23 protein-coding genes and 1 pseudogene are annotated in these 24,007 nt (G+C 52.8%); 14 read left to right on the forward strand and 10 right to left on the reverse strand.

Features of this window, described 5'->3' with window-relative positions; translation table 11 throughout:
* Positions 1–32 precede the first annotated feature (32 nt).
* Positions 33–1,115 (reverse strand): LacI family DNA-binding transcriptional regulator, encoded by a 1,083-nt coding sequence (locus tag OGV98_RS14570; protein WP_286551654.1) that lies wholly within the window; start codon positions 1,113–1,115, stop codon positions 33–35.
* Between the two features lie 164 nt (positions 1,116–1,279).
* Here OGV98_RS14570 and OGV98_RS14575 point away from each other — a divergent pair, with 164 nt between their 5' ends.
* Complete coding sequence (locus tag OGV98_RS14575) at positions 1,280–1,888, forward strand: class I SAM-dependent DNA methyltransferase (RefSeq protein ID WP_088902679.1); 609 nt, start codon at positions 1,280–1,282, stop codon at positions 1,886–1,888.
* Here OGV98_RS14575 and OGV98_RS14580 read toward each other — a convergent pair.
* Positions 1,885–2,835, reverse strand: coding sequence for a GlxA family transcriptional regulator (locus OGV98_RS14580; RefSeq protein ID WP_044714418.1), 951 nt, complete (start codon positions 2,833–2,835; stop codon positions 1,885–1,887). The genes OGV98_RS14575 and OGV98_RS14580 overlap by 4 nt on opposite strands.
* Before the next feature lie 18 nt (positions 2,836–2,853).
* Positions 2,854–3,630, reverse strand: a complete 777-nt coding sequence (locus OGV98_RS14585; RefSeq protein WP_057101208.1) for an MBL fold metallo-hydrolase — start codon at positions 3,628–3,630, stop codon at positions 2,854–2,856.
* A 377-nt stretch (positions 3,631–4,007) separates the two neighbouring features.
* Here OGV98_RS14585 and OGV98_RS14590 point away from each other — a divergent pair, with 377 nt between their 5' ends.
* The 3 genes from OGV98_RS14590 (at position 4,008) to OGV98_RS14600 (ending at position 5,484) form a co-directional block, all read left to right on the forward strand.
* Positions 4,008–4,253 (forward strand): YmjA family protein, encoded by a 246-nt coding sequence (locus OGV98_RS14590; RefSeq protein WP_003021350.1) that lies wholly within the window; start codon positions 4,008–4,010, stop codon positions 4,251–4,253.
* A gap of 86 nt (positions 4,254–4,339) precedes the next feature.
* Positions 4,340–4,816, forward strand: a complete 477-nt coding sequence (locus OGV98_RS14595; protein ID WP_003021353.1) for a cold-shock protein — start codon at positions 4,340–4,342, stop codon at positions 4,814–4,816.
* A gap of 236 nt (positions 4,817–5,052) precedes the next feature.
* A complete protein-coding gene (locus tag OGV98_RS14600) occupies positions 5,053–5,484 on the forward strand; it encodes a hypothetical protein (protein WP_003838647.1) in 432 nt (143 codons plus the stop codon).
* A gap of 82 nt (positions 5,485–5,566) precedes the next feature.
* On the opposite strand, the gene OGV98_RS14605 is transcribed toward OGV98_RS14600, so the two are convergent.
* From OGV98_RS14605 to OGV98_RS14615, 3 genes are all read right to left on the reverse strand, one after another.
* On the reverse strand, positions 5,567–6,088 hold the full coding sequence (locus tag OGV98_RS14605; protein ID WP_003838645.1) for a hypothetical protein: 522 nt from the start codon (positions 6,086–6,088) through the stop codon (positions 5,567–5,569).
* 19 nt (positions 6,089–6,107) lie between these two features.
* Positions 6,108–6,413 (reverse strand): putative quinol monooxygenase, encoded by a 306-nt coding sequence (locus tag OGV98_RS14610; protein WP_057101209.1) that lies wholly within the window; start codon positions 6,411–6,413, stop codon positions 6,108–6,110.
* Positions 6,414–6,548: 135 nt separating this feature from the next.
* Complete coding sequence (locus OGV98_RS14615) at positions 6,549–7,361, reverse strand: DNA-binding transcriptional regulator (RefSeq protein WP_003838640.1); 813 nt, start codon at positions 7,359–7,361, stop codon at positions 6,549–6,551.
* A 191-nt stretch (positions 7,362–7,552) separates the two neighbouring features.
* Between OGV98_RS14615 and OGV98_RS14620 the strand changes: the two genes are divergently transcribed.
* The 10 genes and pseudogenes from OGV98_RS14620 to OGV98_RS14665 form a co-directional block, all read left to right on the forward strand.
* Positions 7,553–9,217, forward strand: coding sequence for a bifunctional 3-(3-hydroxy-phenyl)propionate/3-hydroxycinnamic acid hydroxylase (locus OGV98_RS14620; RefSeq protein WP_049002701.1), 1,665 nt, complete (start codon positions 7,553–7,555; stop codon positions 9,215–9,217).
* Position 9,218: 1 nt separating this feature from the next.
* Positions 9,219–10,163, forward strand: a complete 945-nt coding sequence (mhpB, locus tag OGV98_RS14625; RefSeq protein ID WP_049002702.1) for a 2,3-dihydroxyphenylpropionate/2,3-dihydroxicinnamic acid 1,2-dioxygenase — start codon at positions 9,219–9,221, stop codon at positions 10,161–10,163.
* A 28-nt stretch (positions 10,164–10,191) separates the two neighbouring features.
* Positions 10,192–11,058, forward strand: a complete 867-nt coding sequence (gene mhpC / locus OGV98_RS14630) for a 2-hydroxy-6-oxonona-2,4-dienedioate hydrolase (protein ID WP_139935140.1) — start codon at positions 10,192–10,194, stop codon at positions 11,056–11,058.
* A 9-nt stretch (positions 11,059–11,067) separates the two neighbouring features.
* Positions 11,068–11,877 (forward strand): 2-keto-4-pentenoate hydratase, encoded by an 810-nt coding sequence (gene mhpD / locus OGV98_RS14635; protein WP_061549853.1) that lies wholly within the window; start codon positions 11,068–11,070, stop codon positions 11,875–11,877.
* A complete protein-coding gene (mhpF, locus tag OGV98_RS14640; protein ID WP_003838629.1) occupies positions 11,874–12,824 on the forward strand; it encodes an acetaldehyde dehydrogenase in 951 nt (316 codons plus the stop codon). Before mhpD ends, mhpF begins: the two co-directional genes overlap by 4 nt.
* Positions 12,821–13,834 carry a 4-hydroxy-2-oxovalerate aldolase gene (mhpE, locus tag OGV98_RS14645; RefSeq protein ID WP_003021379.1) on the forward strand — a complete coding sequence of 338 codons (1,014 nt, stop codon included), beginning with the start codon at positions 12,821–12,823 and terminating at the stop codon, positions 13,832–13,834. The genes mhpF and mhpE overlap by 4 nt, the downstream gene beginning before the upstream one ends.
* 68 nt (positions 13,835–13,902) lie before the next feature.
* Positions 13,903–15,117 (forward strand): 3-(3-hydroxy-phenyl)propionate transporter MhpT, encoded by a 1,215-nt coding sequence (mhpT, locus tag OGV98_RS14650; RefSeq protein ID WP_008320943.1) that lies wholly within the window; start codon positions 13,903–13,905, stop codon positions 15,115–15,117.
* Between the two features lie 274 nt (positions 15,118–15,391).
* A complete protein-coding gene (mmuP, locus tag OGV98_RS14655) occupies positions 15,392–16,795 on the forward strand; it encodes an S-methylmethionine permease (protein ID WP_046669946.1) in 1,404 nt (467 codons plus the stop codon).
* Positions 16,782–17,714 (forward strand): homocysteine S-methyltransferase, encoded by a 933-nt coding sequence (gene mmuM / locus OGV98_RS14660; protein ID WP_061549851.1) that lies wholly within the window; start codon positions 16,782–16,784, stop codon positions 17,712–17,714. Before mmuP ends, mmuM begins: the two co-directional genes overlap by 14 nt.
* A 56-nt stretch (positions 17,715–17,770) precedes the next feature.
* Positions 17,771–17,949, forward strand: a pseudogene (locus OGV98_RS14665) (penicillin binding protein PBP4B); the annotation flags it as partial.
* Between the two features lie 39 nt (positions 17,950–17,988).
* On the opposite strand, the gene OGV98_RS14670 reads toward OGV98_RS14665, so the two are convergent.
* The 4 genes from OGV98_RS14670 to OGV98_RS14685 all read right to left on the reverse strand — a co-directional run bounded on the left by OGV98_RS14670 (position 17,989) and on the right by OGV98_RS14685 (position 24,003).
* Positions 17,989–18,405 (reverse strand): hypothetical protein, encoded by a 417-nt coding sequence (locus tag OGV98_RS14670; RefSeq protein ID WP_061549850.1) that lies wholly within the window; start codon positions 18,403–18,405, stop codon positions 17,989–17,991.
* Complete coding sequence (locus OGV98_RS14675; RefSeq protein ID WP_202580732.1) at positions 18,374–20,248, reverse strand: hypothetical protein; 1,875 nt, start codon at positions 20,246–20,248, stop codon at positions 18,374–18,376. Before OGV98_RS14675 ends, OGV98_RS14670 begins: the two co-directional genes overlap by 32 nt.
* A gap of 618 nt (positions 20,249–20,866) precedes the next feature.
* On the reverse strand, positions 20,867–21,913 hold the full coding sequence (gene fbpC, locus OGV98_RS14680; RefSeq protein ID WP_003021390.1) for a ferric ABC transporter ATP-binding protein: 1,047 nt from the start codon (positions 21,911–21,913) through the stop codon (positions 20,867–20,869).
* A gap of 11 nt (positions 21,914–21,924) precedes the next feature.
* Positions 21,925–24,003: an ABC transporter permease gene (locus tag OGV98_RS14685; protein WP_048216772.1), complete on the reverse strand. Its 2,079-nt coding sequence runs from the start codon at positions 24,001–24,003 to the stop codon at positions 21,925–21,927.
* Between the last annotated feature and the right edge of the window lie 4 nt (positions 24,004–24,007).

Consider the following 24,007-nt stretch of genomic DNA (forward strand, 5'->3'; position numbering starts at 1 on the left):
TGAGTGAACTGACTCACACAATTGTTGTGCGTTCACAATTTGGGGGCGAGCTGAGAAGCTTGCCGCGCGAGCTGGATCAATGAATCGGCCAGCGCCTGGGGTGAGGTGGTTTGGGTGTTGGGTGGCAGAACCGTTTTGCGCTTAACCAGGGTGACGGGCAGCAGTTGGTTGCCCACGGTTGATTCGCCACGGGGAAGTTGCAGCAGCCTGTCGACGCTGGTTTCACCCAATAACGGAAAATCTTGCCTGATGGTGGTCAGCGGTGGAATGTAGCAGACGCTGTCTTCGGTATCATCGTAGCCAATCACCGAGATATCTACCGCCACCCGCAGACCGAACTCGCTGATTGCGCGCATCGCGCCCAGCGCCATTTGATCGTTAGCGACCAGCATGGCGGTAGGGAGGTTACCGTTATTCAGCATATGCATCGTTTGCTGAAAACCAGACATCGCGCTCCAGTCGCCTTCCAGCTCCACAACGGGTTGTAGCTGGTAATGTGCCAGATACTTGTGCCAGCCCGAACGGCGAAGCCTTGCCGAAACGGAAGTGTGCGGTCCGCTCAGCAGGGCGATACGCTGATGTCCGTACTGCACCAGATGTTCAACGCCGAGGCGCGCGCCGTCGTCATGCGAGAAAATCACGCTGTTAATTGGCGTCAGGTCAGAGACATCGAGAAACAGCACCGGCACCGTACCGCAGGCGGCGGCCACGGCAATGGCGTCTTCTTCATCCAGTGGATAGTTGATGATAAGCCCGGTTACGCGCTGAGAAAGCAGGTTGTGGACCGCGGCTTTACATGCCTCAACGCCGCTGCGCTCGACCATGGCGATCACCACGCTGGCACCGGACTGGTCGGCACGGGATTTTATGGCGGCAACGATTTGTGAGGGGGCATGCAGGGCAAGGTTCGCCGTCACAACGCCAATCAGCGGCGTCTGTTTGCCAGCCAGCTGCTGTGCGACGCGGTTAGGGATGTAATTGAGTTCCGCCATCGCGGCCTCAACTTTTTGTCGGGTTTTTGCGGAAACGTGGCTGGCCTGATTAACGACGCGCGAGACGGTCTGGTAAGAGACACCTGCATGGTCTGCCACATCGTATAGCGTTACCGGTTTCACGTTTATCACCCCTGTCATGACGTTATCTGCGCGCTATGATGCCACAGCGGGACGGTTTTGGGGGATTTACGCATAGGTTCTGCGAGGCGCATTCCAGGGTTGCGGATCGTGTGCTGGAGCATTTATCGTCGTTCTTCTTAACAGAAGAAAAAAGTGAGGACATTGTGAGCGACTCTGCGGCAAATAATATTCTGTCCATCTACCGACGTCATGCGGATGCCTTTGCCAGCCAGCGCTCGCGCACCTTGTTCGAGAAAAGCTGGCTCGATAAATTCATTTCCGTGATGGGCGGGCAGGGCAGCATTGTGGATATTGGCTGCGGCAACGGTCAGCCGATTGCCGGTTATTTTATCCAGCAAGGTTTTCAGCTTACCGGCGTTGATGGTTCCCCGGCGATGCTGGCGCGGGCCCGAAACACTTTTCCCGCACAGCGCTGGCTGGAGCAGGATATGCGCGAACTGGCACTCAATGAGACTTTCGATGGTCTGATCGCCTGGGACAGTTTTTTCCATTTAACTCAGCAGGACCAGCAAAAGATGTTCCCGATTTTTGACCGCCTCAGCCATCCCGGCAGCGCGCTGATGTTTACCAGCGGTACGGACAATGGCATCGCGATGGGGCAATTTGAGGGTGAGCCGCTGTTTCACGCCAGCCTCGCGCCGGACGAATACCGCGCATTGCTGTCAGCGCATGGTTTTGCGGTAGTCGAGATGGTGATGGAAGATCCGCACTGCGCCGGGCACACCGTCTGGTTGGCGCAAAAAAGAGGCTAATCGCCGCGAAAGGTTTTACGCCATTCAGCCGGGCTAACACCAAAGTGGGATTTAAAATGCTGACGCCAGGTGACAGGCGACTGAAAACCAACCTGTTCTGCAATGCGTTCAACGGGTAACTGGCTGGACTCCAGCAACGTCTGGCTACGGCGCAGGCGCTCGGCAATCAACCATTCGGCTACGCTTGACCCGGTGGCCTTCATAAAATGACGAGTGAGGGTACGACGGCTCATCATCACTCGCTGCGCCAGCTCGTCGAGATTATGCGGTTCGTGGAGATGCTGGCGCAAATAGTCGAGCAGGGCGTTGATGCGCTGATCCTGGGTATTTTTCGCTACCGGTTGTTCGATAAACTGTGCCTGGCCGCCCTCGCGATGTGGCGGCACAATCATCCGTCGGGCAATCTGATTCGCCACCGTGCTGCCAAAACGCTGGCGGATGACGTACAGGCAGCAATCCAGCGCGGCTGCGGTCCCTGCCGAGGTAATAATACCGTCGTCATCCACGTATAGCGCGTTGATATCCAGACGGGCCGCCGGAAATCGCGCCTGAAAATCCTGCTCGAACTCCCAGTGCGTAGCTGCCCGTTTGTCATCCAGCAGACCGGCATAGCCGAGAACAAACGCGCCCAGACATAACCCAACAATTTGCGCGCCGTTTTGTCGTGCGCAGTTGAGCGCATCAAGCAGTCTTTGTGGTGGTCGATGTGCCGTGGTGCCCCACCAGGGGATCACTACAATGTCGGCGGCCTCCACTGCTTCATAGCCGTAGGCTGCGGTAATGGCGAAGCCATCCTGCGAGGAAACTATGCCCGGCTGTTCGGCGCAAAGTTGTACCTCAAAGCGCTTTTTCGCCGCCACTTTGTCACTGAAAATAATGCACGGCACTGAGAAGTGAAACGGGCTGAAATCTTCCACGGCGACAATGGCGACGTTAAGCGGTTGCATACGATTCCTCTGTGGAGTTTAAAACGTCAGGGTTTCGCCATCTTCCGGCACGTTAATGAATTGCGCAATCTGGTTGTCGCGGGCGTACTCTTTCAAGGCCGCGCGGGTCAGCAGACAGTGGTTAATCGCCTCCATGTGGGTCGCCACAATTTGTGCCTCAGGTAGTACGAAGTGGGTTTTTAGCACATCTTCCGCGCCCATGATAATTGGGCCAAACCCGATAACGTGGGCAAAGCCTGCGTTCAGAATGACCACGCCTGGTTGAAAAGTCCGCATGTTGGTTTCCACCTCGTCGCGCCAAATGGTGTCCCCGACCAGATACAGCGTTTTTTCCGCCGGATGCTGGAAGATAACCCCGCAGGCATCACCCAGACGCTCAGCCATTTGCGGGATGGCGTAAGCGCGATCCGAACCGTGCTGGCCGCCGGTTTTACGCAGGGTGATATCACCAAGCGCGGTGTTTTGCGTCAGTACGGTCAGTTGCGTGAAACCTTGTTCCCGCAGTACCTGCGCATCGCGATCGTTTTGCACATAAATCGGTTTGTCTTTCGGCACGACACGAGCCGCTGCTTCATCCCAGTGGTCTTCATGCAGATGGGTCACGATCAGCGCATCAACGTTGAGCAGCGTGTCGATATCGACAGGCAGATCAACGGTCGGGTTGCGGATCTCGGCGCGAGCCGTTCCGGCAAAGCCCGGATAAGTACCTTTATCCGCTAGCATCGGATCAATCAGAAAAGTTTTACCGCCAAAGGTGATGTGCTGCGTGGCGTTACGGATTTGCGTGATGTTCATGATGTTTGCTCCACGTGTTGGATCAGTGGTGTCATCGTAGAGTGTTGTCCAGAAGATGAATGTGGGCAAATGGGCGACTAGCGATGGGATTGGGCCAATAACAGATTACATATATCAATTATGTAATTAAAGTAATTTAATATTTCCTTTGTAACTCGTTATTTAATTTGCTGCCATTATATCGAAATGAATAAGAGTGCTGTTACTTAAATACGGAAAATTTTATTAAATACGAAGCAGTGCCAGAAAACATTATTGATATATGTAATGCATAGTGACCAATAAAACAGATCGCGAACCATGAAATAAGAATGCTATCATTCACATCAGACGCGGCAGGCAACTGCTGGCACACGCATATCCCCCCGGAGCAACTGATGAACAACGACATTCCGCTTAAATATTATGATATCGCCGACGAGTACGCGACCGAGGCCGCAAAGCCGGTGAGCGACACAGAACGTGACGCGCTGGCGCACTACTTCCAGCAGTTGATTACCCGTTTGATGAACAACGAAGAGATCAGCGAAGAAGCGCAGCAGGAGATGGCAACCGTGGCCGGTGTCGACGCTCAGCGTATCGATGATATCGCGGAGTTCCTCAATCGTTGGGGTAACGAGTAGCCAAAGGTATGGCCTGTGTTTTACACTGCGCGCAAATTGAGTAGGTATACTCTACGAGTAATAGGTTTAATCAGGCGGAAACAGCAATGAACGGAACAATCACAACGTGGTTTAAAGATAAAGGCTTTGGATTTATCAAAGATGAAAACGGCGACAATCGCTATTTTCATGTGATTAAGGTTGCTAATCCTGAGCTGATCAAGAAAGACGCGGCGGTGACTTTTGAGCCCACCACCAATAACAAAGGCTTGTCTGCCTACGCGGTAAAAGTCATACCAGACAGCAAGTACATCTATATCGCAGGCGAGCGTCTGAAGCTCACCTCGATCAAGTCATTCCTGGTCTACAGCGAAGAAGTCCCTGTAGAGACCCGTATCGACAAAGAAAATGCAGTGCTGTCTGTCGGCGTGCTGATGAACAGCATCCGACCAAAATCAGATGTGAAGCCTGGTGAAATGCGCACGCTGAAAAAGCTGGCTATCACCACCTTTCAGGGCACGACGCTGATTTTCTCTGAAGATGAAATCGACATTGACGAGACGGTGAAACTGCTTAAGGTCTGAAGCCCTTCAGACTGAATAAAAACCGGAACGCTGCTCTTTTCAGAGCGGGTTTCGGTTTAGTATTGTGTGAATGGGTTGAAATAAGAATAGCTTTCTTTGACAACCCTAATCACACTTGCAGCAGCATAAGAATGCTTTTGATTATATTGAATTGTTTTGTAAGCATTCCAGATGATACAGTTATCCCGAAAGTGACTAAACCGAGGTCTGATGCTTACCTCATTATGAGGACATAAATGTCTGTCGGAATTGATCACTTCGTAATGAGTTTATATGAATTTTTCGGGCGAAAGATGAAAATATATAAAATAGTGATCATTATAGCGGGTTTGTTTGTTTTGCAGGGTTGTGATAGTCAGGAAACGAAAGTTAAAAAATTACTAAAGTGTGGTTTGGCAGTTAATGAGATAGGTAATTCCCTGGCACAAGAAAATTACGAAAAAAACGGTGTCACGGCTATATTTGGCCGCTCACCACCGCATATTAGCTCTTATGACATGATGAGAATAGGTCAGGATGCCAGAGATGAGTTATGGATGAATGGCCGAAACCGTAGAGGAGAGGCCCAAAGAATAATTGAAGAGTATGAAGAGAGCTACTGTGTTGACATACACCAGGTTCCGGATGATGAAAATATTAAAAAATTAAAATTGATGTTGCGATTATGAAAAGCAGAAGGAGAGACTATTGACGCCACTCTTTATTGATATGGCCCTGGCCTCTTTACAAGAGACCAGGTTCAGCATCTGGCTACTTAAGCTTGCCTCGTAATCCTTCATAGACATCCAGTGCTTTCTGCACATTTGCCTCGTCCATCGATATCTCTGAGAAGTCGATAAACCAGGTACCGGAGCTATGTTTATTAATGACAAAGAGCTTTTTGCTCTGAACAACACGATACTCAACATCGTATTCTTTGTTAAACGTTGAGCCTGTATCAGGAATGGTGAACGTTGTTGTGACACCTGAATCATTTGGATCCCATTTTAAGAAGCCAGAATAAAGTGTGATCCAGTTTTCAAGATTGCTTTTCGTGACATAGCCGAATTGGGTAACCACATTACCGCCGTTATAAATAACGATCATTGCATAATCGCCATCGTCGTCGAGGCGTAAAGTCCCATGGAAAGCATCATTATATTTAGGATCTTTTGGCAGCTGAATATCGATGCCCGTTTTGTACTGTGTCCAGGGGTAGTAAAAGGCTGGTTTGCCTGGTGTGGAGCATCCTGTTAAAAACATAATTAATAGTAAACCAAGTACTTTCTTCATTACCTATCCTATTTCTTAATTATGATGTGACCGTTGGATTTACCACGCCATCCATCAATATGTAACGTGCTTCCTGTCGCGTGTATTGATCAATTAACGGTACAAGTCGTCGGAAATGCTCACTGGCACAATGTTCATCGAGAGCCGCATGGTTTGGCCATTCTTCGATAAAAATAAAATGACCCAGATCTTTTTCATCAATATAGAGGTCGTAAGCAATACAATGCGGTTCTTTCTTCGTTGCCGATATTAGCTCACGATACAACGGGAGAACGGTTTCAATAAACTCAGGTTTGATGAAATCCTCAGCAATGACCTTTAACATGCAGCCTCCTGGCAGAAAACGAATGCACACTATGTAATGTAGATATCACTTGGGCAAGACACCACAATGTTATATCGGCAGGTGAGTGAGTCATCCCAGCTATCAATCAGATGATCCGCATAACTGTGATCCATCTCACCTCCCGGCCACCAAAATCTCCTGCGACTCGACGCCGTCCTCTATCTGTTTCGCCACCTTTTGTAAGGCCGGAAGATGCTTTTCCGCGGCCTGTTCGATGGTCATGGCGCTGGCCATATACACCAGATTCAGGCAGCCGATCACCCGCTGTTCGCTACGGATGGGGACAGCGATAGAAGCGATTTTCTCCTCCTGATCCCAGCCGCGAAAGTTCTGGCCAAAACCGTCTTTTCGCGCCCGGGTTAAAATGGCATTGAGCTTCAGCGGTTCGCGCGCAAGCTGGAACTCTTCTCCTGGTCGGGAGGCCAGCATTTCAATCAGTTCCTGACGTTCATTCTCCGGACAGAATGCCAGCCAGGTCAGGCCGGATGCGGTTTTCAGCAATGGCAAACGACGCCCGACCATCGCCCGGTGAAACGACAGGCGGCTGAAGCGGTGGGTTGTTTCACGTACCACCATCGCGTCCACATCCAGCGTGGAAACGTCGGTCGGCCAGATGACCTCGCGCAGCAAATCCCCCAGCAGCGGGGCGGCGAGTGCGGAAATCCACTGCTCGTCACGAAATCCCTCGCTGAGCTGGCGGACTTTAATGGTTAAGCGAAAGCTGTCATCGGACAGGCTGCGCCGAACATAACCCTCATCCTGCAGGGTTTCCAGCAGCCGTCTGACCGTGGTGCGATGCAGGCCGCTTAACTCAGCAAGTAAGCCAACACTGGCCCCACCATCGAGCCGGTTTAACATATTTAATAACATTAATCCGCGCGTTAATCCGCGTACGGTTTTGTACTCAGTGCTCTCGTCATTTTTCATATTCATTGACAAATCTACAGGTAAAACAACGTTGTGCACTTAGTGCACATCCAGGCATGTTTTGATTGTAGCGCAAAAACTCACTCCTATACTGACCGCACAACAAAAAATTATTCACATATTTTTAACAAAACAAATTGCGCCTCACCAGGGTCCGCAATTGCGTTTTGTCCGAGTCGTGAGGTTCTGAAATGACAACAAAAAACCCGGATATCCAACCCGCTGTGCAGCACACCGTTCAGGTCGCGATTGCTGGTGCCGGCCCGGTGGGGCTAATGATGGCCAACTATCTTGGCCAGATGGGCATTGACGTGCTGGTGGTGGAGAAGCTCGACACGCTGATCGACTATCCCCGAGCCATCGGCATTGACGATGAAGCGTTGCGCACCATGCAGTCTGTGGGGCTGGTCGAGCGCGTTTTGCCGCACACCACGCCGTGGCACGCGATGCGCTTTCTCACGCCGAAAGGCCGCTGCTTTGCTGATATCCAGCCGATGACCGACGAATTTGGCTGGTCGCGCCGCAATGCGTTTATTCAACCACAGGTGGATGCGGTGATGTTGGAAGGGCTGTCGCGTTTTCCCAACGTGCGCTGCCTGTTCTCCCGCGAACTGGAAGCCTTTAGCCAACAGAACGGTGAAGTAACGCTGAATCTGAAAGCTCCGGACGGCCAGCGCGAAACGGTGAAGGCCCAGTGGCTGGTGGCATGCGACGGCGGCGGTAGCAACGTCAGACGCTCGCTGAATGTGCCGTTTGAAGGCAAAACCGCGCCGAATCAGTGGATTGTGGTGGATATTGCCAACGATCCGCTCAGCACACCGCATGTGTATCTGTGCTGCGATCCGGTGCGCCCGTATGTCTCCGCTGCGCTGCCGCACGCGGTGCGTCGCTTTGAATTTATGGTGATGCCGGGGGAAACCGAAGCGCAGCTCAGTGAACCGCAGAATATGCGTCAGCTTTTGAGCAAAGTGCTGCCGAACCCGGACAACGTCGAACTGATCCGCCAGCGCGTTTATACCCATAACGCCCGTCTGGCCGAACGTTTTCGCATTGACCGCGTGCTGCTGGCGGGCGATGCGGCGCACATTATGCCGGTCTGGCAGGGGCAGGGGTACAACAGCGGCATGCGCGATGCTTTCAATCTGGCGTGGAAACTGGCGCTGGTCATTAAGGGCAAAGCCGGTGATGAGCTGCTGGATACCTACCAGCAGGAACGCCGCGACCACGCCAAAGCGATGATCGATCTCTCCGTGACCGCTGGCAACGTGCTGGCGCCGCCAAAACGCTGGCACGGCGCGGTGCGCGACGGGGTTTCCTGGCTGCTGAATTATATTCCGCCGGTCAAACGCTACTTCCTCGAAATGCGCTTTAAGCCGATGCCGCAATACCATGTTGGAGCACTGGTGCGTGAGGGTGACGCGAGAACGTCTCCGGTCGGCAAGATGTTTATCCAGCCGAAGGTGACGCTGGAATCGGGCGAAGTGACGCTGCTCGACAACGTTATTGGACCGAATTTCGCGGTGATTGGCTGGGGCTGTAACCCGCTATGGGGCATGAGCGAGTCGCAGATCCAACAGTGGCAGGCGCTGGGGACGCGTTTTATCCAGGTCGTGCCGGATACGCAGATACATACCGATCAGGATAACCACGACGGCGTTACCCGCATTGGTGATACGCAAAACCGCCTGCGCGCGTGGTTTGCCCAGCACAACGCCGCGCTGGTGGTAATGCGCCCGGACCGCTTCGTGGCCGCCATCGCCATTCCGCAAACCCTGGGCAGCACCCTGAATAAACTGGCGTCGGTGATGACACTTACCCGCGCTACTGCCGATATTCCTGTTGAAAAGGTTGCCTGATATGCACGCTTATCTTCACTGTCTTTCCCACTCGCCGCTGGTGGGCTATGTCGACCCGGCTCAGGCTGTGCTTGACGAGGTTAACGGCGTGCTCGCCAGCGCCCGGGCACGTATTGCGGCGTTCGACCCGGAACTGGTAGTGCTGTTTGCCCCCGATCACTACAACGGTTTTTTCTACGACGTGATGCCGCCGTTCTGTTTAGGCGTGGGAGCCACGGCGATCGGCGATTTCGGCAGCGCGGCGGGGGAACTGCCGGTGCCGACAGATCTCGCTGAAGCCTGCGCCCACGCGGTGATGAAAAGCGGCATCGATCTTGCCGTGTCCTACAACATGCAGGTCGATCACGGCTTCGCGCAGCCGCTGGAGTTTTTGCTCGGCGGTCTGGATAAGGTGCCGGTGTTGCCGGTGTTTATTAACGGCGTCGCCACGCCGCTGCCGGGCTTTCAGCGTACTCGCATGCTCGGGGAAGCGATTGGCCGTTTCGCCAGCTCGCTGAATAAGCGCGTGCTGTTTTTAGGCTCCGGTGGTCTATCGCATCAACCGCCGGTCCCGGAGCTGGCGAAGGCTGATGCCCATATGCGTGACCGCCTGCTCGGCAGCGGCAAACAGTTACCTGAAAACGAGCGCGAGCTGCGCCAGCAGCGGGTGATCAGCGCCGCCGAGAAGTTCGTGGTCGATCAAAACACGCTGCACCCGCTGAACCCTGTCTGGGATAACCGCTTTATGAGCCTGCTTGAGCAGGGGCGTTTGCAGGAGCTGGACGCGGTCAGTAACGAAGAGCTGTCCGCGATGGCGGGCAAATCAACGCACGAAGTTAAAACCTGGGTTGCCGCCTTTGCCGCCATTTCTGCCTTTGGCAGTTGGCGCAGCGAAGGTCGTTATTACCGCCCGATCCCGGAGTGGATCGCCGGATTCGGCTCTCTGAGTGCCACTACGCAGAACTAAAACAGAACTGAATATGCAGGAGAACATCATGACTTATCAACCGCAAACCGAAGCCGCTACCAGTCGTTTTCTGGAGGTGCAGGAAGCAGGCGAAACACTACGCGTGCATTTCAATGACTGTGGACAGGGCGAAGAGACCGTCGTGCTGCTGCACGGCTCCGGTCCTGGCGCGACGGGCTGGGCAAACTTCAGCCGCAATATTGATCCGCTGGTACAGGCCGGATACCGGGTGATCCTGCTGGATTGTCTTGGCTGGGGCAAAAGCGATGGGATCGTTAACCGCGGTTCGCGATCTGATCTCAACGCTCGCATTCTGAAAAGCGTAGTCGATCAATTGGATATTCAAACAGTCCACTTGCTGGGTAACTCGATGGGCGGTCACAGTGCTGTGGCGTTTACCCTGAGCTGGCCGGAGCGCGTGGGCAAACTGGTGCTAATGGGCGGCGGAACGGGCGGCATGAGTCTGTTTACCCCGATGCCGACCGAAGGTATCAAGCGCCTGAATCAGCTATACCGCGAGCCGACCATCGAGAACCTGAAGCTGATGATGGAGATCTTTGTCTTCGACACCAGCGACCTGACCGAGGCGTTGTTTGAGGCACGCCTGAATAACATGCTGTCGCGTCGCGATCACCTGGAAAACTTTGTCCAGAGTTTGGAGGCCAACCCGAAACAGTTCCCGGATTTCAGCCCGCGTCTGGGTGAAATCAAAGCCCAGACCCTGATTGTCTGGGGACGCAATGACCGCTTTGTGCCGATGGATGCCGGTCTGCGCCTGCTCTCCGGAATTGCCGGTTCTGAGCTGCATATCTACCGCGACTGCGGGCACTGGGCGCAGTGGGAGCATGCGGATGCCTTTAACCAGCTGGTGCTGAATTTCCTCGCACGCCCTTAAGGAACGGACATGACGAATCATAATATTGAGCAGCTGGCCGCCGATTTACGTCAGGCTGAAGAAAAAGGGGAAGCTATCGCCCCACTGCGTGAATTGATTGGTGTGGACAACGGCGAAGCGGCCTACGCCATTCAACGCATCAACGTGCAGTATGAAGTGGCGCGCGGGCGTCGCGTGGTCGGGCGCAAAGTAGGGCTGACACACCCGAAAGTGCAGCAGCAGCTTGGCGTCGATCAGCCGGACTTCGGTACGCTGTTTGCCGACATGTGCTACGGCGATAACGACACCATTGCGTTTGAGCGCGTGCTGCAACCGCGTATTGAAGCGGAAATCGCGCTGGTGCTGAACCGCGATCTGCCCAATGCCGACACTACTTTTGACGAGCTGTATAACGCCATCGAGTGGGTGCTGCCCGCGCTGGAAGTGGTCGGCAGCCGTATCCGTGACTGGTCAATCAAGTTTGTTGATACCGTGGCGGATAACGCCTCCTGCGGGGTGTATGTGGTCGGCGGCCCGGCACAGCGTCCGGCAGGATTAGATCTGAAAAACTGCGCGATGAAAATGACGCGCAACAACGAAGAGGTTTCCAGCGGACGCGGCAGCGAATGCCTGGGACATCCGATCAACGCCGCCGTCTGGCTGGCGCGCAAAATGGCCAGCCTCGGCGAGCCGCTACGTGCCGGAGATATCATTCTCACCGGTGCGTTAGGCCCGATGGTGGCGGTGAATGCGGGCGATCGTTTCGAGGCCCATATCGACGGTATTGGTTCAGTTGCCGCCACTTTTTCAGCGGCGGTTACAAGAGGAAGTCAGTCATGAGTAAGCGTAAAGTCGCCATTATCGGCTCCGGCAACATCGGTACCGATTTGATGATAAAAATTCTGCGTCACGGGAAGCATCTGGAAATGGCGGTGATGGTCGGTATCGATCCAGATTCTGATGGTCTGGCGCGTGCCCGACGCATGGGCGTTGCCACCACCCATGAAGGGGTGACAGGGCTTATCGCCATGCCGGAATTTGCCGACATCGACATTGTTTTTGATGCCACCAGCGCAGGCGCGCATGTGAAGAACGACGCCGCGCTGCGCGCCGTTAAACCAGCGATCCGCCTGATCGACCTGACCCCCGCGGCAATCGGCCCGTACTGCGTGCCTGTGGTGAATCTGGAGGCCAACGTTGATCAGCAGAACGTTAATATGGTGACCTGCGGCGGGCAGGCGACTATCCCGATGGTGGCGGCAGTTTCTCGCGTGGCAAAAGTCCATTACGCCGAAATTATCGCCTCGATAGCCAGTAAATCTGCGGGTCCAGGCACGCGCGCTAATATCGATGAGTTTACCGAAACCACCTCGAAGGCGATTGAAGTGGTTGGCGGCGCGGCAAAAGGTAAAGCGATTATCGTCCTTAATCCAGCCGAGCCGCCGCTGATGATGCGCGACACGGTGTATGTGCTGAGCGAAGCGGCCTCTGAGGTTGAAGTTGAAGCATCGATTAATGAGATGGCGGCGGCGGTGCAGGCGTACGTGCCGGGCTATCGTCTGAAACAGCGTGTCCAGTTTGAAGTCATCCCGCAGGATAAACCGGTCAATCTGCCGGGCATCGGCCAGTTCTCCGGGCTGAAAACCGCGGTGTATCTGGAAGTGGAAGGCGCGGCGCACTATTTACCTGCCTATGCGGGCAACCTCGACATTATGACCTCCAGCGCGCTGGCGACCGCTGAGAAAATGGCGCAGTCACTCACTCGTCAGGCAGGAGAAGCAGCATGAACGGTAAAAAACTCTATATCTCTGACGTGACCCTGCGCGACGGCATGCACGCCATTCGTCATCAATATTCGCTGGAAAACGTGCGCCAGATTGCCAAAGCGCTGGACGACGCGAGGGTGGATTCCATTGAGGTGGCGCACGGCGACGGTCTGCAGGGTTCCAGTTTTAACTATGGCTTTGGCGCGCACAGCGACCTGGAGTGGATTGAAGCGGCGGCGGACGTGGTCAAGCACGCCAAGATCGCCACGCTGCTGTTGCCGGGCATCGGCACGATTCATGACCTGAAAAATGCGTATCAGGCTGGGGCGCGCGTCGTACGCGTGGCGACCCACTGCACCGAAGCGGACGTGTCGGCCCAGCATATTCAGTATGCGCGTGAACTGGGCATGGACACCGTCGGCTTTCTGATGATGAGTCATATGACCACGCCGGAAAACCTCGCACAGCAGGCGAAACTGATGGAAAACTACGGTGCGACCTGTATCTATGTGGTCGATTCAGGCGGGGCGATGAACATGTCTGATATCCGTGACCGCTTCCGCGCCCTGAAAGCGGTGCTGAAGCCGGAAACAGAAACCGGGATGCACGCCCACCACAACCTGAGCCTTGGCGTGGCGAACTCGATTGCTGCGGTAGAAGAGGGTTGTGATCGTATCGATGCCAGCCTGGCCGGTATGGGCGCAGGCGCAGGCAACGCGCCGCTGGAGGTGTTTATCGCCGCGGCGGATAAGCTTGGCTGGCAGCACGGCACCGATCTGTATGCGCTGATGGACGCCGCCGACGATCTGGTGCGTCCGCTGCAGGACCGCCCGGTGCGGGTGGACCGCGAAACGCTGGCGCTGGGCTATGCCGGCGTGTACTCCAGCTTCCTGCGCCACTGCGAAGTGGCGGCGGCGCGTTATGGCCTGAGCGCGGTAGATATTCTGGTTGAACTGGGCAAACGCCGGATGGTGGGCGGCCAGGAAGATATGATCGTCGACGTGGCGTTGGATCTGCGCAACAGAAAATAAAAATGATTACGCGGCTGGCAATGTATCAGCCGCGATTCACCTGCATCGTGACCTCAGAGGTACATCTTATGACTACCCGTACCCCCGCATCCTCATCCCGCCTGACGTTGACCGTCGGGCTGTGTTTTTTAGTCGCCCTGATGGAAGGGCTGGATTTACAGGCCGCCGGGATCGCTGCCGTCGGTATCGCCCATGCGTTTGCATTGGATAAAATGCAGATGGGCTGGATCTTCAGCGCGGGCATTCTTGGGCTGCTGCCCGGCGCGCTGGTGGGCGGCATGCTGGCCGATCGCTATGGCCGCAAACGCATTCTTATTGCCTCCGTGGCGCTGTTCGGCCTGTTCTCACTGGCAACAGCGATATCCTGGGATTTCTCATCGCTGGTGTTTGCTCGCCTGATGACCGGTGTTGGGTTGGGTGCGGCGTTGCCGAATCTGATCGCGCTGACTTCTGAGGCGGCGGGCCCGCGTTTTCGTGGTACGGCGGTGAGCCTGATGTACTGCGGTGTGCCGATTGGCGCGGCGCTGGCGGCAGCGCTCGGGTTTAGCGGTCTGGCCTCTGCCTGGCAAACCGTGTTCTGGGTCGGCGGGGTGATCCCGCTGCTGCTGGTTCCGCTGTTAATGCGCTGGCTGCCGGAATCACAGGTTTATACCCAACAAACGCAGGTGGCTGCCGCGCCGCTGCGCGCTCTGTTTGCGCCAACCACCGCGACAGCCACGCTGCTGCTGTGGCTGTGCTATTTCTTCACCCTGCTGGTGGTGTATATGCTGATCAACTGGCTGCCGATGCTGCTGGTCGAGCAGGGCTTTCAGCCCTCGCAGGCAGCAGGAGTGATGTTTGCTCTGCAAATCGGCGCGGCCAGCGGGACGTTAATTCTCGGGGCGTTGATGGACAAACTGCGTCCGGTGGTGATGTCACTTTTGATCTACACCGGGATGCTGGCATCACTGCTGGCGCTGGGCACGGTATCGTCATTGAGCGGCATGCTGATGGCGGGATTTGTGGCGGGGATGTTTGCCACCGGTGGGCAAAGCGTGTTGTATGCTCTGGCACCGTTGTTTTACAGCACGCAGATCCGCGCCACCGGCGTGGGTACCGCTGTCGCCGTCGGGCGTCTGGGTGCAATGAGCGGTCCGCTGCTGGCAGGGAAAATGTTAGCGCTCGGCACCGGAACGGTAGGGGTGATGGCGGCTTCTGCGCCGGGGATATTGCTGGCAGGGCTGGCGGTATTTATCCTGATGAGCCGCAAATCGCAGATGCCGATCCCTGCCAGCGGTGCTTAAGCGCTCATTCGGTAGTATGAGCAGGGAGATACGGTTCCCACTTCCGGGTGAACGCCAGTCGATGAGGACGTTGCCAGAGTTTACATAAAGCCTGGCAACGGAGGCGTTATGAGCTGGCGGCCCTTTTTGTATTTGATTATTAATCCCCACCCGATATTAAGCGCCCGGCGCGGGCATTTGCGCCTGGTGCAGGGTTGACTTTGCATTCTGTTAACAAACACGGTATAACAAACCTTCTTTGGATGTTTAGATGTCCATACGTTTAGAAGGTTATATGCAAACAACACAACAAAATGCGCCACTGAAGCGCACAATGAAAACGCGTCACCTGATAATGCTCTCCTTAGGCGGCGTGATTGGCACAGGGTTATTCTTCAATACCGGGTACATCATCTCCACTACCGGGGCGGCGGGAACGCTGCTGGCTTATCTGATTGGCGCGCTGGTGGTCTGGTTGGTTATGCAGTGTCTGGGCGAGCTTTCGGTCGCGATGCCGGAGACTGGGGCGTTTCACGTCTATGCTGCGCGTTATCTCGGCCCCGCAACGGGATATACCGTAGCCTGGCTCTACTGGCTGACCTGGACTGTGGCGCTGGGGTCGAGCTTTACCGCCGCCGGATTCTGTATGCAGTACTGGTTTCCACAGGTGCCGGTTTGGGTCTGGTGTGTGGTGTTCTGCGCGATTATTTTTGGTCTGAACGTCATCTCCACGCGCTTTTTTGCCGAAGGGGAGTTCTGGTTCTCGCTGGTAAAAGTGGTCACTATCATCGCCTTTATAATCCTCGGCGGGGCGGCGATTTTTGGTTTTATCCCGATGCAGGATGGCTCACCCGCGCCTGGACTGAGTAATATCACGGCGGAAGGCTGGTTCCCACACGGTGGCTTACCGATCCTGATGACGATGGTGGCGGTGAATTTTGCTTTTTCGGGAACCGAGCTTATCGGCATTGCCGCCGGAGAAACAGAAAACCCGCGCAAGGTCATTCCGGTAGCGATTCGTACCACTATCGCGCGACTGATTATTTTCTTTATCGGCACCGTGTTTGTGCTGGCGGCGCTGATCCCGATGCAGCAGGCGGGCGTGGAGAAAAGCCCGTTTGTGCTGGTGTTTGAGAAGGTGGGTATTCCTTACGCCGCCGATATTTTTAACTTCGTGATCCTGACGGCTATTCTATCCGCGGCGAACTCCGGGCTGTATGCCTCCGGGCGCATGCTGTGGTCGCTGTCGAATGAACGTACGCTACCGGCCTGTTTTGCGCGAGTAACGAAAAACGGCGTGCCGCTGACGGCGCTGTCGGTCAGTATGCTCGGTGGTGTACTGGCGCTGTTTTCCAGCGTGGTGGCCCCGGATACGGTATTTGTCGCGCTGTCGGCAATCTCCGGGTTTGCGGTGGTGGCGGTGTGGCTGAGTATTTGCGCTTCACACTTCGTCTTTCGCCGCCGTCATCTGCAGCAGGGTAAGGCATTGAGTGAATTGCATTATCGCGCGCCGTGGTATCCGCTGGTGCCGGTACTGGGATTTGTGCTGTGCCTGGTGGCTTGTGTCGGGCTGGCATTCGATCCAGCGCAGAGAATTGCGCTGTGGTGCGGGTTACCGTTTGTGGCAGTGTGTTATGGTGCTTATTTCCTTACTCAACCGCGTAAAACCAAACAGGAGCCCGAACATGTCGCAGAATAATCCGTTAAGCGCCATCCTCGATAAACAGGATTTCCTGCTGCTCGATGGTGCGATGGCGACGGAGCTGGAAGCGCGTGGCTGTAACTTAGCCGATAGTCTGTGGTCAGCCAAAGTGCTGGTCGAAAATCCGGAGCTTATCCGCGAAGTCCATCTCGATTACTACCGGGCGGGGGCGCAGTGCGCGATCACCGCCAGCTATCAGGCGACGCCGGCGGGCTTTGCCGCGCGAGATCTGGATGAAGCGCAGTCGAAAGCGCTGATTGGCAAAAGCGTGGAGCTGGCGCGTAAAGCCCGCGAAGCGTATCTGGCAGAGAACCCGCAGGCGGGCACGCTGCTGGTAGCAGGATCGGTCGGGCCTTACGGTGCGTATCTGGCGGATGGTTCTGAATACCGTGGTGATTACCAACGTAGCGCTGAAGAGTTTCAGGCGTTTCACCGCCCGCGCGTGGAAGCCTTGCTGGATGCCGGGGCCGATCTTCTGGCCTGTGAAACCCTGCCAAATTTTGCCGAAATTAGCGCGCTGGCTGAGTTATTGACTGCATATCCGCGTGCGCGGGCGTGGTTCTCATTTACCCTGCGCGACAGCGAGCACCTGAGCGACGGTACGCCGCTGCGTGACGTGGTTGCGTTGCTGGCGGATTATCCGCAGGTGGTGGCGCTAGGTATTAACTGCATTGCGCTGGAAAACACCACCGCTGCGTTGCAGCATTTACACAGTTTAACGGCGCTTCCGCTGGTGGTGTATCCGAACTCGGGCGAGCAGTATGATGCCGTGAGCAAAACCTGGCATCATCACGGTGAGCATTGTTCGCATCTGGCGGATTATCTGCCGCAGTGGCAGGCCGCTGGCGCACGGTTGATTGGCGGGTGCTGTCGCACCACGCCGAAAGATATTGCCGCGCTAAAAGCGCGAAGCTGAGAGTTTATCGGGCCTGCATCGTTCACTGTAGGCCTGATAAGCGCATCAGGCATTGCTGGATCGTAACACTGACCTCTATCGATCCAGTTAGTCATATGGCTATTGTTATTTTAGGTAACAGACCACATTCGCCAGTAGCCGATCCTAAAGTGAATCCAAATGTTTTTTTAGTGGGTTATTACCTGCTGCTACTTACGGATGGATTGTTGATAAGATATATGGGGCATTGAAATAAGTTGAAAGAAGGAACTTTTATAAAGTCCCTTCTTTCAACTTACACTATATTTTCAATACAAATCAAACCAGATATTAGCATAATCAATACAAACCACACAGCCGCTTCTACTCTAAAACCTGTAATCAGACCACTTGGTAAACTGCGAATAAATCTATACCCTTCCATGCTCATATCATGATTCGTAACACGATTATATGGAAATATTAGGCTACCCATTATAAAACCAATTTTTGCATGATATGCTGCCGGGGTACCGATCAAACTTGCCCCCCTTGCCATACGTGCTGTCAGAGGTAAATGGTCAAATTTCTCCTCATATAATTTCACGATTTTCTCATAGCTATTTTTATTAATTACATATGAAACAAATACTAATACAAAAAAACTAAATAAAATAGCCGTAATAAATAAAAATCTTATATTATCGAAGTTTTCTATCAAAAAGTTTTTCATATATTAATATACCTGCTTCTTCATTAAACGTGTCGGGTGAATGGGTTAACTTATCTGGATTATTATCTATCGCATTATTAATAGTTTCTCCCCAATACTCCCCCCATCCTTCACCTTTTTTCTCTGCTACTTTTCCAGCTACAATTCCCGTACCGATTCCAGTTGCCAGGCACAGTCCCGCACCAATTGCCCCCGCTTCTGCTGTGATAAGTCCTAATGCCCACATACAGATTGCCCTTGCTGCTGGTCCAGCGGCACCTCCCGCAGCAATACCCACTATCTGTTTAGAGCCAAATTTACTATACTCCGTTATTGCTGCTTTTCTACATTCGCTCTCTCGTCCCTTTGCGCAAGCGTCATACACATTTGTTGTATAGCTGGCAAAATCAAGACCAATACCAACATAGCCTGTTGTTTTCATTATTTTTAGAAGTTTGGCAGATTTTTCTATGTAGCTTGCATAACCTTCAATATCTTTCACACCTGTTTGATCCCACTTATGCATAATGGATTTTGTGGATAAACCCAATGCGTCTTTTATTTGTTCGTATTGTTTTAAATTCAATTGTTCTTTTGAAAATTTATTCAAAATACCATCTAGCTTTTTAAATAACCTTTCTCGCCGACCAAAAAACTCCTCTCCAGAAATGCGTCCAGAATTTTGGTTATATGTTTTTTTATAAAGCTCCTGAATTTCGTTTAGTATTTTATTTATTTCTTCATAATAACCTCCTCCAGCATCCTTTATATAACCAAAAATATCCCCGCTTTGTCCTAAAGCATCGCTGTATATATTAGATGAAAATATATCTATTGGGGTTCTGTTTTCATACAGTAATTTGGCTTCCTCAGTAGTCAGTGGTTCAAGTGCTTTATCAATTCTGTCCCTTGCTGTTTGTACTTGCGCAATTTTTTCAGGCGATTGGGATAGTGGATCAGCAACAACTAAAATTGAACCGGGCTTTTTCTTTTTTTCTGGATTCAACTGATGATATAACTCTTTTATTCCTGATGGTGGACTAACCATTAATTCACATTCATATGATTTTGGTGTTGTCAATTCTGGTACTACACAAAATCCCGGTTCAACTGATTGTCTCGACTCTGCAATTTGTTTTGCTGCGCGAACTGGTGGTGTTGAATTTTGAGGCCTGTTTGCTGCTTCATAACTTGCTAAAATATAATCATCATATCTGTATGTAATATTCAAATGGGGTATAAATCGACATTGGCAAGGACATGTACCTCTGCTATGTGCTGAACCTGCCAGCAGGCATATGATTTCTGTCTCGTATTGAGACATATCACGCCCCATTATTAAGTAATGATTATATAATTCATTACTTATTCTGGTTCGGAATCGGAGATTAGATGTTCTATGTGAAAAAATATCTTCTTTTTCATTATTAAGGATTGTTCTTTTTCTCAGATTTATCGTTCCCCCCGCGCTTCCGACAAATCTACTACGTTCATTTATGTTTTCAGAATCCCGAAGATAGTCGGGTTGACGCCTGTACAACGATGTTTCTTCTTTGAGTCGCTTTATCCTTGATGATGGTGATTCTATTTTTCGACCCTCCGAATCAATATCACTATCCCAGGAACTTAGGCTTGTTCGACGAAATAAACCCTTCTCTCTTTCAATCCATGAACCTTTCGGTACGCCACCTTTTATTTTATATGTTCTGCCATTTGCTCCACATACATACTCATCCATTTCATATGCTATTTCCATTCCTTCGACAATATGGAATTCCTTATTCCTTATTATAAATCCACCACAACTTGTTTGATCTCCTGGCGATAATAAAAACCCTTCAGAACGCCAATTAATAGATCTCATAACTAAAGTTCTCGCATGCAATGTCAAACTTTGATATCAGACTATTTTTATTGCTTTTATTGTGATACCAATCTCAAACTTCAAAAAAAAACCTGAATTCTTACATTAAAAATTCAGGTCGTAAATATCATTCAGGTGATTCATTTGCCTTGTGTGTTAAAACTCTTGTTTCTTTTTAATTGACAATTGAATATCAGTAACCCATCATTTGATGGCAGTATCTGGATTGCTTTCTTGCATTTTATTGTTGTCTCACTTTTTTCAACGATATAATCGTAACTATCATAATATTCACCTATACTTTTATGTATATGCTGATTAACAATATCTTTCTCATTTTCAGTAAAATGAAGAATCTCTGATAATGTTTTAAAAGATCATCTTATATCACGCATTAAACAATAGACTCCAAAATTTTTGCATTATAGGCATTTCGTTGCTTTCGTAATTGCATAACAGCAGGGTATGTTGTTACTTTAAAATTGTATGCTCGTATTTGAGATTTCACACCTGTTAAATCCATCGTAAAATCATAGTATTACGATGGATTCGCAATTGAATTATTGTCAATAGTTTTGAAAGATGTAGGCCTTATCCGGCCTACAAAGCCACAAAACGTTATGCTGCATCCGCCAGAACAAACATGCCGTACGGATGGATTTCGAGATAATACTGCTCGCCGACGTCCGGCTGTAAACGCGTAGCGTTGACCTGCAATAAGATCTCCTGCCCGTGCCATTCCACCGTGACTTCATACTGGGGGCCCATATAGGCCACGTGGCGGATCACGCAGCGCTGACTCTCTTCGCCGCGATCGCTGAGCGTGATCGCTTCCGGGCGCACGCCGACCATGCCTTCGCCTTGCGTATCAAAGTGCAGCGGGCGCGGCAGGTGGTAGCCGTAGATATCAACGTATTGGTCACCGAAGGTGGCCGGGAACAGGTTGGCGTCACCCATAAAACTTGCCATAAAGCGCGAGGCGGGCTGGCGGTATAGATCCTGCGGTGAACCGATCTGCATGATGTGCCCCTTGTTCATCACCAGCACGGTATCGGAAACCGCAAAGGCTTCGCTCTGATCGTGGGTGACGTACAGCGAGGTGATATCAAACTGCTTTTGCAGTTCGCGGATCTTGTCGCGCATGCTGCGACGCAGGTTGGCGTCGAGGTTACTCAACGGCTCATCAAACAGCAGCACTTTCGGCTTGAGGATCAACGCGCGGGCCAGCGCTACGCGCTGCTGCTGACCGCCGGAGATCTGATCAACATAGCGTTCTTCGAATCCTTCCAGATCGACCATCGCCAGTGCCTCTTTGACACGGGTTTTCACCTCAGCGCGGGATACGCCGAGCATCTTCAGGCCGTAACCCACGTTCTCTCCCAGCGACATATGCGGGAACAGGGCATAGGACTGAAACACCATACAGATATCACGCTGCTGAATTGAGCGATGGGTGACGTCTTCGCCATCAATGAAAATCTGCCCTTCGCTCGGTTTTTCCAGCCCGGCGACCAGGCGCAAAATGGTGGTTTTGCCACAACCGGACGGGCCGAGCAGCGTCACCATTTGCCCCTGTGGGATGGTGAGGTTGATATTGTCGATTACCGTATTACTGCCAAATCGTTTGGTGACGTTGCGCAGTTCAACGAAATTTTTCTGAGTCATAGTGCGCTCCATTACGCCTGGTTTTTGGCTTTTGAACGGGAGGTACGTGATTCACCGATCAGCCAGTCAAAGATGAAAATAATCGCCAGCATCACCACGATCAGAATGGAACCGTAGGCAATCGCCACACCGTATTCGCCGTCTTCCACGCGGTTAAGGATGTAGGCCGTCGCTACGCGGGTATCCGGCGTGACGAGGAATACAATGGCGCTGACGGTGGTAATGGCGCGCACAAAGCTGTAAATCAGCGCCGAAAGGATCGCCGGGCGTAGCAGCGGCAGCAGGATATGCGTAATGGTACGCAGCGAACCGGCGCGCAGGCTGAGCGAGGCTTCATCCAGTGATTTATCGATCTGGCCTAAGCCCGCGATACCCGCCCGAATGCCGACCGGGACGTTACGCATTACCATCGAGATAATGACAATCGCCGCCGTACCAGTGAGGTACACCGGGGCGCTGTTAAAGGCCAGAATGTACGATACGCCCGCGACGGTGCCTGGAACGGCAAAGCACAGCATGGTGGTGAACTCGATGGTCTTCTTGCCCTTAAACTGTTGGCGCACGACTACCCAGGCGATCAGCAGACCGAAGATGGCGGTGATCGGCGCGGCAATACCGGCGTAGAGCAGGGTGTCGAGCAGTGAAGGCCATGCGCCGTCGCTCATCCCCTGACCGAACAGTTTGGTAAAGTTCGCTAACGTCAGGGTGTAGTCCACGCCCCAGTTAACGGTGAAACTGCCGTAGAAAATGCTGCCGTACAACAGGGCGTTAAAGGCAATCCACACCGCCAGCAGCGCGACCACGCTCCATACCAGCGTCACAGGTAACGGCTGCACGTCGCCCCGGTAGGATTTACCGGAAACGGTGACGTATGAGCGTTTACCAATCCACATATATTGCACGCAGAACACCAGCAGCGAGAACAGCAGCAGGAAGGCACCCAGCGTACTGGCGGCCTGGTAGTCGAGCTGCGAACCGGTGATGTAGAAGTAGATTTGCGTTGCCAGCACGTCGAAGTTTCCGCCGAGCACCAGCGGGTTACTAAAGTCAGCCAGCGATTGCACCACCACAATCAAAAAGGCGTTGGCCAGTGCTGGTTTCAGTAGCGGGACAAACACGCCGTTAAAGGTCTGCCAGCGGCTGGCACGCAGGGTGTATGATGCTTCTTCCAGCGACGGATGAATGGTTTTGATTGCTCCGTCGAGGATCATAAACGCCATCGGAGTGAAGGCCAGCACCTGCGCCAGCCAGATGCCGGTAAAACCGTACAGCCAGTTGGTGTTGGTTAAGCCAAACCATTCGACCATAAATTCGGTGATGTAGCCGGAGCGTCCCATCATCAGCGTGACGCCTAAACCCACGACAAACGGCGGGGTGACGATCGGCAAAATCGAGAAGATACGTCCGATTATGGCGCTGCGTCTGGCGATACGGGTAGTATAGATAGCCAGTACCAGACCAAAGAAGGTACAGCCGACGCCGACGGCAATCGACAGCATAATCGAGTTGAGGATCACCTGAATGATATGTGCCTGCGACAGCACATTCATAAACGCCAGCGGGGCAAATTCCCCGGCGTCGTTGGTGAACATCGGAATAAAAATAGCGATACTCGGCCAGACGATAAAAATACCGATTAGCGCGACAATCGCGGTGAGCGAACCGATGACGAAACGGTCGCCGCCCAGCCATTCCAGACGGGTGAGCGCCAGGGTCATGATCGCGCCAAGTGCCACAAACAACACAATGGTGGCATAGCCTAAGCCGCGCCCCTCAAGAGTCGCGCTGGCGACGATAAACGCCATACAGAAAAAAGCCCAGCCCGCATCAAGATAATGGCGGCCGCGCTGTTCGCGCCTGGCCTCATGGAACGGACGCACCAGTAGCAGGCTCGGCAGCAGATACCATAACCAACTGATATTGAACTGTGACCAGCCGTAGGCGGCGAGTATTTCCTCGCCTGTCGACTCCAGCAGACCGTAGTCCAGGCTCCAGCTTGGCAACAGGGCAAACGCCAGCCAGCCAAGCAAAACCCAAAGAAATATCGCATCCCGTTTTTTCACAGGATGGAGTGCAAGTGTGTGTGACATAGCG

The organism is Citrobacter sp. Cf136, from assembly GCF_030333815.1.
GTDB lineage: Bacteria > Pseudomonadota > Gammaproteobacteria > Enterobacterales > Enterobacteriaceae > Citrobacter > Citrobacter freundii.